Genomic DNA, 14,822 nt, shown 5'->3' with positions numbered 1-14,822 from the left:
CCCCTAATCCCGTTCTTCTCCAACAACATCCCAACGATGACGAAACTTTAACAATCGTGGATGAAGTGATGGTGGTGCTGATGTCAGCAATAACCGAATCTTTACAATCCACTCTTCAAATGAGGAATATGACGCAAACTGATTTGCCACCTCAGGCGTTAAATACAAAAAAATCGGCGAAGGATAGATTTCAACAAGATGCCGAAGCGCCGAATCGAGCGGAGTATACTTCTTTCGCTTCCCTTCCAAGCTCTCTACCGTGATGAAGCTACGTCCTTGTTCCCTTTTCCACTCATGCAGCCGGTCTTCACGCTTATAATAAGCGCTCACCGGCTCTTTTGTCATTCGTCTCACCGTTTCTTCATGAAGCGGATACAGCACTAGCTTAGTGAAACGCCGATCTGCTGCAGTCTTTGCTGCGATTTCAAGTTCCTGATCGGTGATATGCTCAAAAGAATCGTAAAACACTAACGTCCCTTTACGTTGTTCAACGGGTGGCTCATAGCCGTAGGGAACATGCTGAATGTCTCTTTTCAATGAAACCCCTCCTGCTTGTTCTATTCATTAATCATATCATGTGACAACGGCAGGGCTATCATTCTTATCTTGCAGCTGAAGACGAACTGTTGATGAAATCCTGAACTTTTAAAATTAGAGTGGGATAAATCAATGGATAAGTTAGATTCGTTGGGATATCAGTAAATCCTTTGATTTCTGCCATCTCATATGGTGGGAGCTCTGCGAATTGTTCCACATTTGCAAAAAATAGTTTTCCATAACTCCCAGGTGCATCATCCATGGTTACCTTATAAATGGTTATCGGGACAATAGAGAATTGCTCCGCTCCCGTTTCCTCAAATAACTCTCTAGCCGCTGCCTGCTCCGGTGTCTCGCCTACTTCTATATGACCTCCGGCAAACTCCCACGTCGAACGATCCTGATGTCTTGCTAAGATCCATTCTTCACCATGCTTAACCATAATAACAACGTATTCTAAATCAACTTCTTTTTCCTTTTCAAGATTAAATAAGCTTATCAGCAATTCTATCCCTCACTTTCCCACTGCTTCAGATACTCCCAGCCTCATCCCAAGCTAATTTAAATGCTGCTACACTCTGAAACCGCTCCTCCCGCTCCAAGCTGACTGCCCTTAAAGCAACATCGTATTGGGCTTTGCTCGCTTCCCATTTTGCAAACGATCGATCGGAGGCTCCTCCTAAAAGAACAAATGCAGTGGCACCCATATTGAATACATTTGTAACTTCATCAATCGGTGCATCTAAAATAAATTCTTCCGGCGACTTGAATCTTGATGAGCCCCAGAAGTTCTCGCCCAGATCATTTACAGTAGGCTTAAGTCTATAAAAATCAATATCACAAATCCTTGTTTCATCGTTTGCAAAATCATACAGAATACTTCCATCATAAAAATCCACTGCTACATAACCCTGCAACTCAACAAGCTCATGAAACGAAAAGATCACGTCTAAGGACGCTAAACGTTGTTCAACAGATAAATGCTTATAGCGGTAAAAAGGCGACTCCGGATGGCTCAGCTTAGCTTCACCCGCAAAAAGCCAATGTGAATGTAAACATTCACCTGCAAACCATTCAAATACCGCTGCATACCCCGTCCCAACTTCAAAATGTGACACCAAATTGATCAGCGATTTAGATTCAAGTTCGTTATACAACGGGATAGCTTCAATTAAACGGCTAACAGCATCCAAGGGATTCCCGTCGAAGGTCAAAGGCTTTGCCCCAGCAAATTTCACAAAAAACTTCTGCCCCTCCTTCTCCACACCAAAAGAAAGATTTCCAGAGTCCTGCTGGTCAAACACTTTAAACACCACACCTAGCTTTGTTAACCATGCAAAATCATAAGGCTCTTGCAATTGAAAACTTACCGCGTCAATTTCATATGTATATTTTTTTTCGCTCAACTGTACCTCCGCATTTACTAATTTAAGTTAGTTCTATTTTCATAAAGATTCCGGCGATGGTTGTTTCCTGTGGACTGGTTCTTTTGACAATCTCATATGGCTTAAACCCTAACCTGGAATATAATAACATCCCTTTGGTATTTACATTATGACAAACTAGATGTAACTCATGAAGCTGTAGGTCCTCTTTAGCAGCAGCCAGCATGGTATGAATCAAATACTCCGCGGCTCCTTTACCTCTATAATCGGGTGAAATAATAACATTCCCCAGCCAGTACAACTCTTGTTCTTGTTGGTAATATAAATTGGCGTATCCGATGACTTGGTCGTGTTCATTTAGAATCACTGTTTGCTTATCCCGGCCTTGTGCAGCCTGTTCTAATTGTTCGGAGGTAAGTGGATATTCCAGCTTGGGCGACATAAAGAACACTTCCGTTGAATCTTTAGGAAAAGCACATATTGTGGCATAGTCTGTAGATACTGCTTTTCGATAACTGTAATTCATTCCGTTCCTTCCTTCTTAACTTCAATCATGTTCTTGTTCGATATTTAATCACTAGAATAATAACCAGCAGCACAACACATAGGGACATCGTATTCGTAATTAAAAAAGCTAAACCTACTCCCGTAACCGCCAAACTGATCGCGTAAGCTTCCATTAGACTAATCCCGAGCAGCATTAGCAAATACGACTTTAAGTTTAAATCGGCTACGGATTTGGATTTCAAGATCTGAACAATCTGAGGAATCCAACCTAAAGACAGGATCACTCCACCTATTAATTGCATGACTGCAAACATAACAGCACCTCCACGGATTGTATTACTGTTGTATTCCGGGCGGCTCAATCTGGTTCCAATTCATGTAAAAATAACTGAATCTTACTGTAGGCATAAGATGCGGCACCAATAGTACCCGCCCGATTCCCAAGCTCTGCTTGAACAATTTTACACTTACTGCTGGATAGCTTCAATGCATGCTGACTTACTGTTTCTCTTACAGGTTGGAGCAATTTATCGCCCGCAGCAGCCATCCCTCCACCTACAATAATTAGATCAGGATTGAGAATATTCACCACATTTGCTAATCCAAATCCAAGGATAGTGCCGGTCTCCTGCATAACCTCAATGGAGAGAGCGTCTCCGAGTTCGTAAGCCTCAGATATCATTAACGCGGTAATTAGCTCTTCCTGATCATTCGTCCACGTCTGAATCATACTGGTTCGGCCTTCCTTTAGCTTCTCTTTAAACGTATTCACCATGCCAATAGCGGAGACATATCTACCTAGGCAACCCGAGCTCCCACATTTGCAGGGACGTCCGTTTCTGTACATATTCATATGTCCGATTTCACCAGCGCTGTAGGCCGTACCGTAGATTACTTTTCCGTCGTTCACGATACCCGATCCTAATCCTGTTCCTAAGGTAATCAGAACCAGATTGTTGTAACCTCTACCTGCGCCTTGCAGCCATTCTCCATAAAGATTAACCCTCACATCATTATCAATAAAAACAGGAAAGTCATAGAACACTTTCATCTCGTCAACAACATGTACATGCTCCCAATCCGGAAAATTCGGCGAGAAAAAAGAAACTCCAGCAACTGGATCTAATAAACCGGGCACTCCAATTCCCATACCTACTACTAAATCAAATGAAATATTTGCTTCAACAGTAATCAGACGTACAGCTTCTCTAATCCGCCCCAGTACATGTGATGGCCCTTTAGCTGCCTCAGTAGGTGTAGATATTTCTTTTACAGCTATAAAATCGGTATCGTATATTCCTGCTTTGATATTCGTTCCACCGAGATCAACCCCAATAATATATCGTTTCATAAGAACCTCCAGAATTAGAAATAACTTACCCTTTCATTATGAATGCCTGAAGGCTGAAACTATAGAGTAAACATACAAGTTATATGATAAAGTTCCAACATTTCTATTACAAATGACTTCTACTTACTGTCGCTTCTATTTCGGCTAACATCAGTCTGTTCACACCCATCTTAATCTGATTCTCAGTGAGATTGGAATAGCCTAGTAGAAACACTGGACCCTTAGGTTTACTCTCCAGAAAATAAGAAGATGCAGGATATACGCGAACACCGTAACGTAGCGCCACTTCAGCAATGCGATTCTCCTCGGCATCCGACTCCAACTCAATCAATAAATGTAGTCCAGCTTCCTCGCCATAATATCGCACACGACTTCCAAATTCCGTATTCAAACTGTTTACGAGACAGGATCTGCGTGAGGCATACAGCTTTCCCATCTGCGTAACATGCCTTGCATAGTGACCATTCTGAATAAATTCTGCTAACGCTTCCTGGTCCAGAGCAGAAGACATTCGATCTGTAATCCATTTAACAGCTAAAAAAGGCTGAAGCAAAGCCGGAGGCAACACAACATAACCTATCCGCAGAGAAGGAAATAATACTTTACTAAAACTGCCTACATAAATAACTCGACCCTCAGTATCTAGACCAGCAAGCGCGGATAATTTCGGACCCTCGTACCTATATTCACTGTCATAATCGTCTTCAATAATAAAAGCATGATTCGCTTTCGCCCAATCCAACAACTGAACTCTTCGCTTCAAAGACAGCGTTGTCCCTGAAGGGAACTGGTGAGAAGGAGTAACATAGACTAGCTTTGGCGATTTTTTAAGATTACCATCTTGATCGTTATCACTGTTTGTTTGGAATTGTTCTACACAGATGCCATCCTGATCTACCTTAACAGGTAAGACCTCTACCCCAGCAAAAGAAAAAATTTCACGTACAACGCTATGTGATGGATCTTCCACAATGACATGATCACCTTTAAACAAGAATATCCTCGATAAAATATCGAGCGCTTGGGTAGCCCCAGACGTAATCACGATTTGTTCCGGAACAACGGGCATAGACCGTGTGGAACGTAATAAACGTGCGATCTCTCGACGCAATCCCAGTGAACCCTCCGCAGGACCATAACCTAACGTATCCGGTGAAGCGCGGCGGCAAGCATTCATTAGGGCCTTTTGCCATTGATCCATAGGAAACGCGTCCCAAGCAGGAACACCATGTCGAAAATCGCAAAACACCGGATTCAAATGATCCACTTCTCTAGTAGACGGAGGGTTAAGCGCAAGGAAATCAGGTCCCTTCGTCACAAAATTGTAAGGGCTCTCATAAACCTTTGTCACTTTCTCTTCCAACGTCAACTCCGCAATAAACGTTCCCGCTCCTTTTCTCATCTCCAGATACCCTTCTGCCTGTAGCAGCTCATAGGATTGAAGGACCACGCTTCTGGATACGCCAAGCTGATTAGCTAAAGTTCTAGACGGAGGCAGGGGGTCACCCCCGCTTAAAGCTCCTGAATGGATAGCATTTCGAACTTGCTCGTAAATTTGACGGCTAAACGGAATCTGTCGTTCTTTATCGATTGTGATCAGCAAATCATGCTTCATAAGAGGTCCTCCCCTTCTGTTCCGACTTTTGTTCAAAAATAAAGGGTAAGCATTTTTACGAGTAGTGCTGCGGAAACAGAGCCTAGAATCACGAGAAGCAGCGGAATTTTTCTAATTAATACCAGTATAACAGCGACAGTCCCTGATGCGATACCCACAAGATTAACATCTGGGTCTACCTGAATGATTCCAGGTACCGTTAGCGCACTAAGAACCGCTATAGGCAAATACTCTAGCAACGCTTGAACTTTGGAGGGTCCATTCGAATGATTTGTAAGTAGCAAAGGCACAAAACGAAATAAAAATGTAATAACAGCCATACCCACAATGATTAAGATAGTCATAGGGATACCCCTTTCTCCGCTTGAACTCGCACTCTAAACAAGGTGCCCACTGCCATGCCGATTATCATAGCTATAAGGATCGAAGAGTTTCCCAGCAAGGGGTGCAGCAGCCATGATGATCCTGCAGCTGACGTACATATAGCCATATTCCGTAAGCTGCCTTTCAATTGAGGTACAACAAGTGCAATCAGCAAGGCGTATAATGAAGTATTTAGCGCCGGTAAATAAAAAGCTGGAATATAGGAAGCAAGGGTTATCCCTGAAGCCGTAGCTAGCAGGTTAGCGACATAGGGAGGGATTTGCAAGCCCAGCAAATAAGGAAGTTCTAGGGGTTGGTTAGTTTTTTCATTCACTGATTTAGGGTTTTCTTTCTCTCGAGGGATCATACTAACTGCGTATACCTCTTCTGTTAAACTAAAGCCAATCCAGGCTCGCGCAAGATAGCTAATATTACGATTTAACTGCCCTCCAAAGGATAAGCTGATAAACAAATATCTTAGGTTAATGATCAGCGTAAGCAGTAAAATTACTGGAGCAGCTGCTCCTGCGGCAAGCATTTTTACACCTATAAATTGACTAGCCCCCGCAAATACTAGCGCTGACAATAAGAATACCTCCAGACTACCGAGACCTAACCCCTTACCGACCAATCCAAACGTAAAGCATGCAGGGATAAATCCTGCAACGATTGCGACGGAATCTTTAAGTCCTGTTCTAAACAGTTCTTTCTGATCATTCATAAGTTTCTCTCTCCCTTATCGTTGTCCTAGAGAGAGCATACTTGGATACCGATCCAGTGGAAATGACCGCATGGGTGCGTATGTACCATACCAATTTCTTTTCTCATAAAAAAAGACCGCCCTCTAAGAGAACGATCTTTAATGAAGCTTTATACCTCCAGTGGACTTTCAACAATCTCGTTAATTTCCTGTACGATCTGCGATCTAATCTGATCTAATCGATTAATGTTCACGGTAGAAGCATAAATTTGCTTTAACGCATCAAGGAATACCTTTGCGTCTGTCAGATGCTGTGTGGACTGTTTCATGGTGCTGGAGTACCGTTCTTTAATGCCGGCTATAGCTTCGGAGAATTCTTCATCTGTACCAGGTTGTATACAACGCGAATACATATCGACAATCTCATCAGTGACACGATCTGGATAATACTCATGTGGTGCCGTGCTATCAAAAATAGCAAATCCAAGCTCACGCACAATAATCATATCAAGGCTATTTGGATCGAAGCCACAGTGGTAAATTTCAACATCGTAGCCGCGCTTGATGCCTTCAGCCGCTATTTTTTTCAGCAGTGTTGATTTTCCGGAGCCCGCACGTCCTTTAACCAAATATCTTTTTAATCCTGCGGTTAGATTAGGCACAAAATCCACTGCCCCCTTAGGCGTCGCCGCCCCTAAAAAACGATGATCTATCCGGCTGGAATGTTCAGATTTCTGATCATCATACAAAAGCTTAATATACTCTTGTGTCAGCTCATCAGCTGCTTGAAAATTCATTGTCGCGATATATATCGCTTCCCATTCGTCATGAATGCGAAGGGCTTCAGCAAATCCAGCGTAAGCAAAATCATGCTCTTGGCTGATTGCAGCAACTAATTTATCGATTTCCAACTTGTGCTGGCTTAACTGAAACAGATCAACCGCTTGCTCTAAATCTACGAACACGATAGTCTCTTCAGGAAGATCAGGGTTAATTACACGCGGAGCTGTTCCATCCACAATTCCTATATTTAATTTAGGAATAATCACACCGTCGAATGAATCGTTATCTGATGCAGTGTGGATGAACCAAATCTCATAGCCTTGTTGATTAAACTGCTCTCCGATTTCTGCAATCAGCTTGGTCTGCCCCGTTCCGGGACCTCCTTTTAATACAAACAAACGCGTTAAACTTTGCAATGACGACTCATAGAGGCTGTAAAAGCCGTGAGCCGTATTGCCGCCAGCGAAGAAATTGAGGATTGTTCCGTTCATAATCGCACACCTTTCCGGGCTAATGTCATGGTTCATAATTCATCGTATTATTGACCGCTGGGAAAGGTGACACTTGGCGTAAGATAGTAACTTCCACTTTCTTTAATTCTGGAGATTAGCGTGCAGCAAACCGTTTCTCTGTTTTGTCTAATACTTCTTTACTAGTTTCCTCTTATTCATGAATAATAGCGTGTTTATTCTTAGCAAAAAACATCTGTTCCCACAAAGCTTCTTGCTCATATACCTCTTCTTTACCGTTCTTACTGACTGTCAAAGTGACTGTCCCGATACAGCGCACATACGTTGGATTCATTTTCAATACCTTTATAGCGATCTTTAGGGGGAGGGAAAGCTTCATTCCAGCTAATAAAGAACTCGCAACTAGATCATCTTTTCGGTGATATTCAATTTGATACGATGTGTTATGTCCAGACGATTGATTAAATTTCAACTTGTTATCCATGAATTTTTTTGTAAAGGGATGATTAATCGTGTCATTACGCTCGATCTTTGTATGTTCTTCTTGATCCTCTAGGATCTCACCATCTTTTGCAATCATGATTATAGGACTGCGCTTATAGCTGTATTTTTTCTCTGCAATGATATCGCATGAAATCACAGTATAGGGTCCCACATTCGCACGACACCAGTACCAATGATTGATTACTTTATTCATTTCAACATTGCCCCAGTTATGATCGTGATAACCGTTACCTACTAATTCAAGACGCTCTCCATTTAGAGTCAGTACTGCCTCCAGTTTAGCGGAAGGCTGGGCAACAAACCAAGCAAAAAAGTCTTCTTGTTTCTCTCCAAAGTACATATGTCCTGTTTTAGGTCGCCACATTGGTAAGATTGATTTCATAGTACAGCGATAATCAATTTCGTCATCTACAAAATGAATCAAATATTGTCCATTCGAATATTGGACGCTACTTCGATCAATTTTCACATCACACTTTTCCTTGGAAGCTCGAAGGGTGCTCCCTTTCTTTTCAGACAATAAATTCGTAATGCTTCTTCCATCCGGCAATGTCAGTTCAAATCGTATCGATGGACAAGCCTCACCTTTAATATCGAACCCATCCTTCGTGTAAAATACAACAACAACCTTGCTACCATCTGTATATTCAGCATCAAAATACCACCACTCAAAAGTTCCCGCCTGTCCGTTTGTTCTCATTCCATCTTCCCAGATAGCAGGTTCTTTTGTGATTCCTAGTCTCTGATAATCTTCTTTTCGATTTGCCAAGGTTACCTTATCGCTCATCATAAAACCCTCCTAATCTATATAAATGTCACACTTGTGTAACTTGATAGGGTCGATTATACTTGGGTCTATATTAGACAGTCAATAATAGTGACTCAGGTTACACATAGGAGGTGATTTGTGACATGTCCACTCGCGTTAATCCGATTGCGGAGCGGTCAAAGAAGTGGTTATGTGATGCAATGCTTGAGTTTTTACAAGAGAAGCCCTATAGCAGCATCACTATAACAGAAATATGTGATAAAGCGGGACTTGTAAGAAAAACCTTTTATCGTCACTTTACATCTAAAGAATCTGTGCTCGTAGCCATCATTGATTTGATGTTCGAAGAGTTTTATGAATATATTAAGGTTCAGAACTTTGGTCCACATGAAATGCCGTTAGTCTATTTCAACCATTGGAAAAAACACAAAGACTTTCTTAACATATTGATCCAAAATCAATTGTTCGCCCTTCTTAATGACCAGTATGTTCATTATTTAGAGGTAATGGACCATCTTGTGGGAACTAGGCGAGAATACCAGAATGAAATTGAGAAGGAATATATGCGGACCATGATGGCTGGAGGCCTATGGAGCATTTTGAAAAAGTGGATAATTCGTGGTTGTATTGAAACACCAGAGAAAATGGCCAAAATGACTTTAGATTTTTTTGATGTATAGAAATGTTTATCATTAAGTTAAAAAAAGGCTACCACTTGGCAGCCCTTTTTAGTATTTCGATCAACGTCCTACGTTACTTCACAAAATGATCCATAAATCTCTTAATGACTGGAACATCAGGAGGTGACAACTCGCTAGGCAATTTTCCATAATTAAAAAAACGGACTTCTTGTACTTCAATTCCATCTTCTTTAAGCACACCGTCAAATTCCGTACTTAGATAAGCGGCTACTACATTATATACTTCATCACCGTTTGGATATTTGTAATAAAGTTCTTGTCCAGAGAACATGTCAAACAATTCAAGTCCTCTGGCCTGTAAACCTGTCTCCTCAAAAAGTTCCCTTTTGGCAACCTCTTCCAAAGTCTCCCCAAGCTCCATTGAGCCACCTGGCAATCCCCAGCAACCGTTGTCCGTTCTACGTTGTAAGAGTAATTGCTGTTCGCTACACAACAAAACACAGGCTCCTGCCATAATAAGCGGCCTGGTACCTACATGTTTTCTTAGCTCCATAATATAATTACTCATTAAACAGCACCCTCTCTCCTTAATGGCTTATATTTTTTTGTTCTTTTCCAGAAATTCATCTTCAGTAAGTCCAGATCCGATCATCATCCTGCCAATAATAATTGCTGTAATCTATATCTCGCATAATACACTCCGGAAAGTAGTTATTTTAGTCTGTTGATATACTTAAATGCTGTTGAAGTTTTGAATAATCATAAATATCCACAATTGCACCGTGTTCAAAATTAGGTTTAAACAAAAACTCAATGATTTGTTGTGCTGTTTCCTGTGCTGTTGTGAGCATCCCAGTTTCCTTAACTACCTCAAATATCTCTGCTGATGGAAATGTTGATTTATCCTGGCTTCTAGCCTCTCTTTGCAGATTGGTATCAATCATTCCTGGCCAGATCGATACAATTCCAACTGGTGTTTTGGAGTGATTTTGTTCTAGTCCCACACATTGTGAAAAAACATCTAACCCAGCTTTTGCTGCTGAATACAGACTCATGCCAGGATGATGATTCTTAGCAGAAGAGGATGATATATTTAAGATCCTTTTGTCGATTAGATGACCATTCGTATGCTTTATAAACATTGAGGTTAGTATAATAGGAGCTAATAAATTCACATTTATATTTCCCGTTATTTCATCAACCCTTGCTGTATCAATAAATGAGACAGGAGCAATCATTGAAGCGTTATTAATAAGGTAGATTCCCTCCGCTTTTGACACGTTAATAGAATTGAAAATACTCCCCATCAGAGATTCAATCAGATGAATGTGATTCAAATCAAATTCATAATAGGTTATATTACTACTTTTGCTTACTAAACTCTCATTTCTTTCACGTGAGATACAAAACAGATAGTGATCAGGAGAGACTAGTTGTTCTGCTATTGACTCTCCAATTCCTCTTGAAGCTCCTGTAATAATGAAGTATTTCATAAGGGCAATCCTCCTCGAATTGTAACCTGATACTAATACCAACTACTAGAGTATCACATTTAAAGAATCACCTTGTCAAATACATCCATTACGTGCATGTTCTACCTAATATAAAAAAAGCTACCTCATGGTAGCTCTATGAATCTTGATTACTAGATGTTTATTTCGTTTTTGGAACATGAAAACCATTGTTTTGCGCGTAATTTTCAATACTCCAGATGCCGATTCCCTGCTCTCTTGTTTTATCCTGAATAGCTCTAAATTGATCTACGTATTTCGTATTAGGTGCAAATACATATGCCACACGTGCATAACCCTGCTCTAGCAGAAGCTCATTAAACATTTTGCCATCGATATAGAGATAACAGAGTAGACGACCATATTTATCTCGTTCTGATACATCCAGTTCAATTTGCACATCTTTATTGGTAAGCATCTTTTTGGCATAATCAGAGGCTTCTATCGAAAATGGTTGTGGCTCAGGAATATTCGGATTAACGGATTCAGGAGTATCAACTAGTAACAATCGAATAGTTTCTTTTTTACCGTCGATCGTCAGCTTCATGGTGTCACCATCAACTACCCGTGTTACCTTAGCATCTAGTAAACGTCTATTGTCCTCTACTGTATTCTTTGCGGTAGCATCAGGTTTAGGCTCAGGACTCGTAGTTATTGCAGGAACAGGATCTGAAGCAGACTGCTCTACAATAGTGCAACCGGTAACGGTTCCTAGTAGGAGGATGATGGCCATGCAGATTTTCATAAGATACATTTTACTCATAAATAAACCTCTTTCTTGAACATATGTAATAGCTTCATGGGGTCTAATTAAAATAAAGCAAAATAGTGAAAAACACAAGTTTGTATTACTTAATATAGAAAACAACGACAACTATGTACCAGAAAAATAAGATACATGGCTGTCGCTGTTTTTTTAAAATTATAATCTCCATTAATCACCCAGCTTAGCTTCTGCTACGTTTAAGTTGGAAATTTTTATTTTGATTATGATCGATAAGAAAGCAAGCAGGGAAAAAATAATCCCAATCCAAATGAGTTCATGTTTACCTGAGCGAGAAATAAACCAACCACCGATAGAAGTACCTATTGTAATTCCAAGATTGGAGAATGAAATAAACAAGCTGTTACCGAATTCGGGAGCTTCTTTCGTCTCGGTCGTTAACCATGCTTGACTGATAATGAGTCCGCCGGAATGCACTACCCCCCAAATAATTATGATAATAACCATTGGAATGAAATAAGATCCTAGAAAATAAACGAAGAAGTAAGTTACCGCATATAGCAGAGGAAACATGATGACGGTCTTTGGAATGCTTTTATGTAAAAGGCCCCCAAATAAAAAATTTCCAAAAATCATGACTATACCAAAGGCCATTAACATGATACTAATCCATGACCCATTCATATGTGTTACTTGACCAAGATACTCAGCAAAGTAACTATATACAGAAAACATCGCTGCAAATATAAAAATAACTGTCACTATATTTAACCATAATAAGGGTTTACGTAATATACCAAGCTGCTTGCCATAAGACATTTTTTCTTTAACAGGCATGGAAGGAAGCCAAGCGAGTATCCCTAAAAAGGCAATTATACTTACAACAGCACCAAACAGAAAAGCAACTTCTAACGATATTTTGTCCGCGAGATAAGAAGTCAAAGGCACACCGAAAGCAAACCCGACTGTGATTCCGGCGAAAACTTTTGTAACTGCCTTAGTACTCTTGTCTGGTGGGACAAGTTGAGCAGCGGTCACAAGAGCAACTGAAAAAAAGACGGGATGAAATATAGCTGGAATAATACGGAAAATAAGCATTACTTCAAACATGGTCGTATAAGCATACACAATGTTTGAAATCGCAAAAATAAGTACAGCCGTTAATAGAATAACTTTACGATTAATACCAGAAGCCAGTAATGTTAGAAATGGACCAGAAATGGCAACGACTAAAGCAAATATACTTACAAGCCATCCAGTCTGTGAAGTCGTTATATTAAATTTTTGAGTTATCTGTGGTAGAACACCTATAATTCCCATTTCCGTAGTGATAATACCAAATACACCTAACGCCAGAATAATGATAAGCAACGGGTTAATCTTTTTCATTTTTAAAACAATCCTCCATTTATATTCACATATACAGATTTGTAGATATGTATTATCAAAAAAAAGTCTTCCCTCCTCTCATTTATAGTTTCTGTTTAATATACTCGGAAAACTCCTGAATTGTCTTCTCGTTCCGACGATAATACGTCCACTTCCCAATTCGCTCAGATTCCAACAAACCAGCTTTTTGCATAGTCAACAAGTAACTCGAGATAACAGACTGTGCAAGTCCCGCTTTAGCTTGAATATCTCCCACGCATATACCAATTCGAAAACTCAGGCCTTGTTGTAAATAAGGCTTTTCATCAAAGAATTCCTCTGGAGTTTTTAACCACATCATAATTTGACTACGTGTCTCGTTAGATAAAGCTTTAAATATCATTAAAGGTTCCATGCGTTTCATTATATCTACTTTTATAGATTTGTAAATATAAAAGCTATTTAGTGCATGAGAAATTTCCAAATTAACCAGCAAAGCAGTACGGATACCCACGAAATAAAACCGAAAATCATCACGATTTTGTTTTCGCTCCATCCGTATTTTAAGCTGAAATGGTAATGAATCGGAGCCATTCGGAACAGCCGCAGCTTAGTTCGTTTATAGTACCAAACTTGTAATATGACCGACAACTGCTCTGCAAAATAGACGAAAAACAAAATCGGAATCAAGAGCTCGACCTTCTCAATGACAGCTAAAATGGAAAGGGAGCCACCGATCGCCAGTGATCCTGTATCGCCCATAAAAGCTCTTGCCGGATAAATATTATAAAGGAAAAGCCCAAGCAGACAGCCGATCATGACAAGGGAAAATGTCTGCACTTCAGGTTTGTCCGAAATCATAAAAAAGAAAAAATACGTCGGAATGGCCACATTGATCAGTAGCCCATCAAGACCGTCGGTAAAATTGATGGCATTTGCGGAGCCCACCACAAACAGCAAAATGATTCCGACATAAAGATACAAAGGCAATTGCAAATAGTGCCCTTGAAATAACCCAATATCGCTCGTCAGGCCGAACGAATGGAACAACACGTACAAAATGGATCCAGTAAAAATAAATTGCAACACTAGCTTTGTGCGACCGGTGATGCCGGACGGATTTTGCCAAAAAGCCTTTTTGAAATCATCCAGAAATCCGACTGAGCTGAACAACAAAAACGTGACGCATAAGAGTAACATTAGAGGTCCGGGATGAAACTGTAACGAGATCGCTATCCCGATAAGCAGGACCAGCCCTGCCATAAGCGGTGTACCACGTTTGGCCTGATGATCTGCTGGTAGCTCGGAGCGAATCGGCTGCGTTAGCCCCAGCCTGTGTAGCGTCCTGATCAACAGCGGCGTAAACATCGCCACTAGAAAAAAAGACAGGCCGGAAATAGCCATAATTCCAAACATATAACAAACTCCCCTCTTTGAAAAGTATCATTTTAACATTTCCACTCCAAGTGTTCCCACTCTTGTACCTAACTCACACTCACAAAATTGTTGTGAGAGTTATTAAGATCGCTTAAATTATGTAAAGAAAAGTTTTATCCCTCTCACTTGTATCTTTAGTAAAATGATATATGTAAAT

18 protein-coding genes are annotated in these 14,822 nt (G+C 40.5%); 1 reads left to right on the top strand and 17 read right to left on the bottom strand.

Annotated features, from left to right (window positions below; all coding sequences use genetic code 11):
* Positions 1–3: 3 nt before the first annotated feature.
* The 11 genes from NSU15_RS13830 to NSU15_RS13780 all read right to left on the bottom strand — a co-directional run bounded on the left by NSU15_RS13830 (position 4) and on the right by NSU15_RS13780 (position 9,005).
* Positions 4–537, bottom strand: coding sequence for a hypothetical protein (locus NSU15_RS13830; RefSeq protein WP_042127311.1), 534 nt, complete (start codon positions 535–537; stop codon positions 4–6).
* Positions 538–601: 64 nt separating this feature from the next.
* The gene (locus NSU15_RS13825; protein ID WP_042127309.1) at positions 602–1,042 is read right to left on the bottom strand and encodes an NUDIX domain-containing protein; all 441 of its coding nucleotides are present in this window, start codon (positions 1,040–1,042) and stop codon (positions 602–604) included.
* A gap of 25 nt (positions 1,043–1,067) precedes the next feature.
* Positions 1,068–1,943: a serine/threonine protein kinase gene (locus NSU15_RS13820; RefSeq protein ID WP_339290865.1), complete on the bottom strand. Its 876-nt coding sequence runs from the start codon at positions 1,941–1,943 to the stop codon at positions 1,068–1,070.
* A gap of 22 nt (positions 1,944–1,965) precedes the next feature.
* Complete coding sequence (locus NSU15_RS13815) at positions 1,966–2,448, bottom strand: GNAT family N-acetyltransferase (RefSeq protein ID WP_339290864.1); 483 nt, start codon at positions 2,446–2,448, stop codon at positions 1,966–1,968.
* Positions 2,449–2,473: 25 nt separating this feature from the next.
* The gene (locus NSU15_RS13810; RefSeq protein WP_042127303.1) at positions 2,474–2,743 is read right to left on the bottom strand and encodes a PQ-loop domain-containing transporter; all 270 of its coding nucleotides are present in this window, start codon (positions 2,741–2,743) and stop codon (positions 2,474–2,476) included.
* Positions 2,744–2,787: 44 nt separating this feature from the next.
* Positions 2,788–3,780 (bottom strand): ROK family protein, encoded by a 993-nt coding sequence (locus tag NSU15_RS13805; protein WP_339290862.1) that lies wholly within the window; start codon positions 3,778–3,780, stop codon positions 2,788–2,790.
* 106 nt (positions 3,781–3,886) lie between these two features.
* Positions 3,887–5,395, bottom strand: coding sequence for a PLP-dependent aminotransferase family protein (locus NSU15_RS13800; RefSeq protein ID WP_339290860.1), 1,509 nt, complete (start codon positions 5,393–5,395; stop codon positions 3,887–3,889).
* Positions 5,396–5,427: 32 nt separating this feature from the next.
* Complete coding sequence (locus tag NSU15_RS13795; RefSeq protein WP_339290859.1) at positions 5,428–5,739, bottom strand: AzlD domain-containing protein; 312 nt, start codon at positions 5,737–5,739, stop codon at positions 5,428–5,430.
* A complete protein-coding gene (locus NSU15_RS13790; RefSeq protein ID WP_339290857.1) occupies positions 5,736–6,479 on the bottom strand; it encodes an AzlC family ABC transporter permease in 744 nt (247 codons plus the stop codon). Before NSU15_RS13790 ends, NSU15_RS13795 begins: the two co-directional genes overlap by 4 nt.
* Positions 6,480–6,628: 149 nt before the next feature.
* The gene (locus NSU15_RS13785) at positions 6,629–7,732 is read right to left on the bottom strand and encodes a PRK06851 family protein (protein WP_339290855.1); all 1,104 of its coding nucleotides are present in this window, start codon (positions 7,730–7,732) and stop codon (positions 6,629–6,631) included.
* 172 nt (positions 7,733–7,904) lie between these two features.
* Positions 7,905–9,005 carry a hypothetical protein gene (locus NSU15_RS13780; protein ID WP_339290854.1) on the bottom strand — a complete coding sequence of 367 codons (1,101 nt, stop codon included), beginning with the start codon at positions 9,003–9,005 and terminating at the stop codon, positions 7,905–7,907.
* A gap of 122 nt (positions 9,006–9,127) precedes the next feature.
* Between NSU15_RS13780 and NSU15_RS13775 the strand changes: the two genes are divergently transcribed.
* Positions 9,128–9,664: a TetR/AcrR family transcriptional regulator gene (locus NSU15_RS13775; RefSeq protein WP_339290852.1), complete on the top strand. Its 537-nt coding sequence runs from the start codon at positions 9,128–9,130 to the stop codon at positions 9,662–9,664.
* Between the two features lie 73 nt (positions 9,665–9,737).
* Here NSU15_RS13775 and NSU15_RS13770 read toward each other — a convergent pair whose 3' ends face one another.
* The 6 genes from NSU15_RS13770 to mraY all read right to left on the bottom strand — a co-directional run bounded on the left by NSU15_RS13770 (position 9,738) and on the right by mraY (position 14,644).
* Positions 9,738–10,193, bottom strand: a complete 456-nt coding sequence (locus tag NSU15_RS13770) for an NUDIX hydrolase (protein WP_339290851.1) — start codon at positions 10,191–10,193, stop codon at positions 9,738–9,740.
* A gap of 148 nt (positions 10,194–10,341) precedes the next feature.
* Complete coding sequence (locus NSU15_RS13765; RefSeq protein WP_339290849.1) at positions 10,342–11,118, bottom strand: (S)-benzoin forming benzil reductase; 777 nt, start codon at positions 11,116–11,118, stop codon at positions 10,342–10,344.
* 160 nt (positions 11,119–11,278) lie between these two features.
* On the bottom strand, positions 11,279–11,899 hold the full coding sequence (locus NSU15_RS13760; RefSeq protein ID WP_339290848.1) for a thermonuclease family protein: 621 nt from the start codon (positions 11,897–11,899) through the stop codon (positions 11,279–11,281).
* Positions 11,900–12,070: 171 nt separating this feature from the next.
* Entirely contained in the window at positions 12,071–13,249 is a 1,179-nt protein-coding gene (locus tag NSU15_RS13755) for an MFS transporter (protein ID WP_339290847.1), read from the bottom strand.
* An 82-nt stretch (positions 13,250–13,331) separates the two neighbouring features.
* Positions 13,332–13,643: a winged helix-turn-helix transcriptional regulator gene (locus NSU15_RS13750; RefSeq protein ID WP_042132144.1), complete on the bottom strand. Its 312-nt coding sequence runs from the start codon at positions 13,641–13,643 to the stop codon at positions 13,332–13,334.
* Between the two features lie 47 nt (positions 13,644–13,690).
* Positions 13,691–14,644 (bottom strand): phospho-N-acetylmuramoyl-pentapeptide-transferase, encoded by a 954-nt coding sequence (mraY, locus tag NSU15_RS13745; protein WP_042127287.1) that lies wholly within the window; start codon positions 14,642–14,644, stop codon positions 13,691–13,693.
* Between the last annotated feature and the right edge of the window lie 178 nt (positions 14,645–14,822).

It is taken from the genome of Paenibacillus sp. FSL E2-0201 (genome assembly GCF_037963325.1).
Taxonomy (GTDB): domain Bacteria; phylum Bacillota; class Bacilli; order Paenibacillales; family Paenibacillaceae; genus Paenibacillus_AQ.
The sequence above is the reverse complement of the archived record's forward strand: the minus strand, read 5'-3'. Positions and strand labels throughout refer to the sequence as shown.

Bases quoted from the DNA above. Each gene is read 5' to 3' on its own strand.
- NSU15_RS13815 (WP_339290864.1), bottom strand. From the start codon at position 2,448: ATGAATTACAGTTATCGAAAAGCAGTATCTACAGACTATGCCACAATA.
- NSU15_RS13810 (WP_042127303.1), bottom strand. From the start codon at position 2,743: ATGTTTGCAGTCATGCAATTAATAGGTGGAGTGATCCTGTCTTTAGGT.
- NSU15_RS13805 (WP_339290862.1), bottom strand. From the start codon at position 3,780: ATGAAACGATATATTATTGGGGTTGATCTCGGTGGAACGAATATCAAA.
- NSU15_RS13800 (WP_339290860.1), bottom strand. From the start codon at position 5,395: ATGAAGCATGATTTGCTGATCACAATCGATAAAGAACGACAGATTCCG.
- NSU15_RS13795 (WP_339290859.1), bottom strand. From the start codon at position 5,739: ATGACTATCTTAATCATTGTGGGTATGGCTGTTATTACATTTTTATTT.
- NSU15_RS13790 (WP_339290857.1), bottom strand. From the start codon at position 6,479: ATGAATGATCAGAAAGAACTGTTTAGAACAGGACTTAAAGATTCCGTC.
- NSU15_RS13785 (WP_339290855.1), bottom strand. From the start codon at position 7,732: ATGAACGGAACAATCCTCAATTTCTTCGCTGGCGGCAATACGGCTCAC.
- NSU15_RS13780 (WP_339290854.1), bottom strand. From the start codon at position 9,005: ATGATGAGCGATAAGGTAACCTTGGCAAATCGAAAAGAAGATTATCAG.
- NSU15_RS13775 (WP_339290852.1), top strand. From the start codon at position 9,128: ATGTCCACTCGCGTTAATCCGATTGCGGAGCGGTCAAAGAAGTGGTTA.
- NSU15_RS13770 (WP_339290851.1), bottom strand. From the start codon at position 10,193: ATGAGTAATTATATTATGGAGCTAAGAAAACATGTAGGTACCAGGCCG.
- NSU15_RS13765 (WP_339290849.1), bottom strand. From the start codon at position 11,118: ATGAAATACTTCATTATTACAGGAGCTTCAAGAGGAATTGGAGAGTCA.
- NSU15_RS13760 (WP_339290848.1), bottom strand. From the start codon at position 11,899: ATGAGTAAAATGTATCTTATGAAAATCTGCATGGCCATCATCCTCCTA.
- NSU15_RS13755 (WP_339290847.1), bottom strand. From the start codon at position 13,249: ATGAAAAAGATTAACCCGTTGCTTATCATTATTCTGGCGTTAGGTGTA.
- NSU15_RS13750 (WP_042132144.1), bottom strand. From the start codon at position 13,643: ATGGAACCTTTAATGATATTTAAAGCTTTATCTAACGAGACACGTAGT.
- mraY (WP_042127287.1), bottom strand. From the start codon at position 14,644: ATGTTTGGAATTATGGCTATTTCCGGCCTGTCTTTTTTTCTAGTGGCG.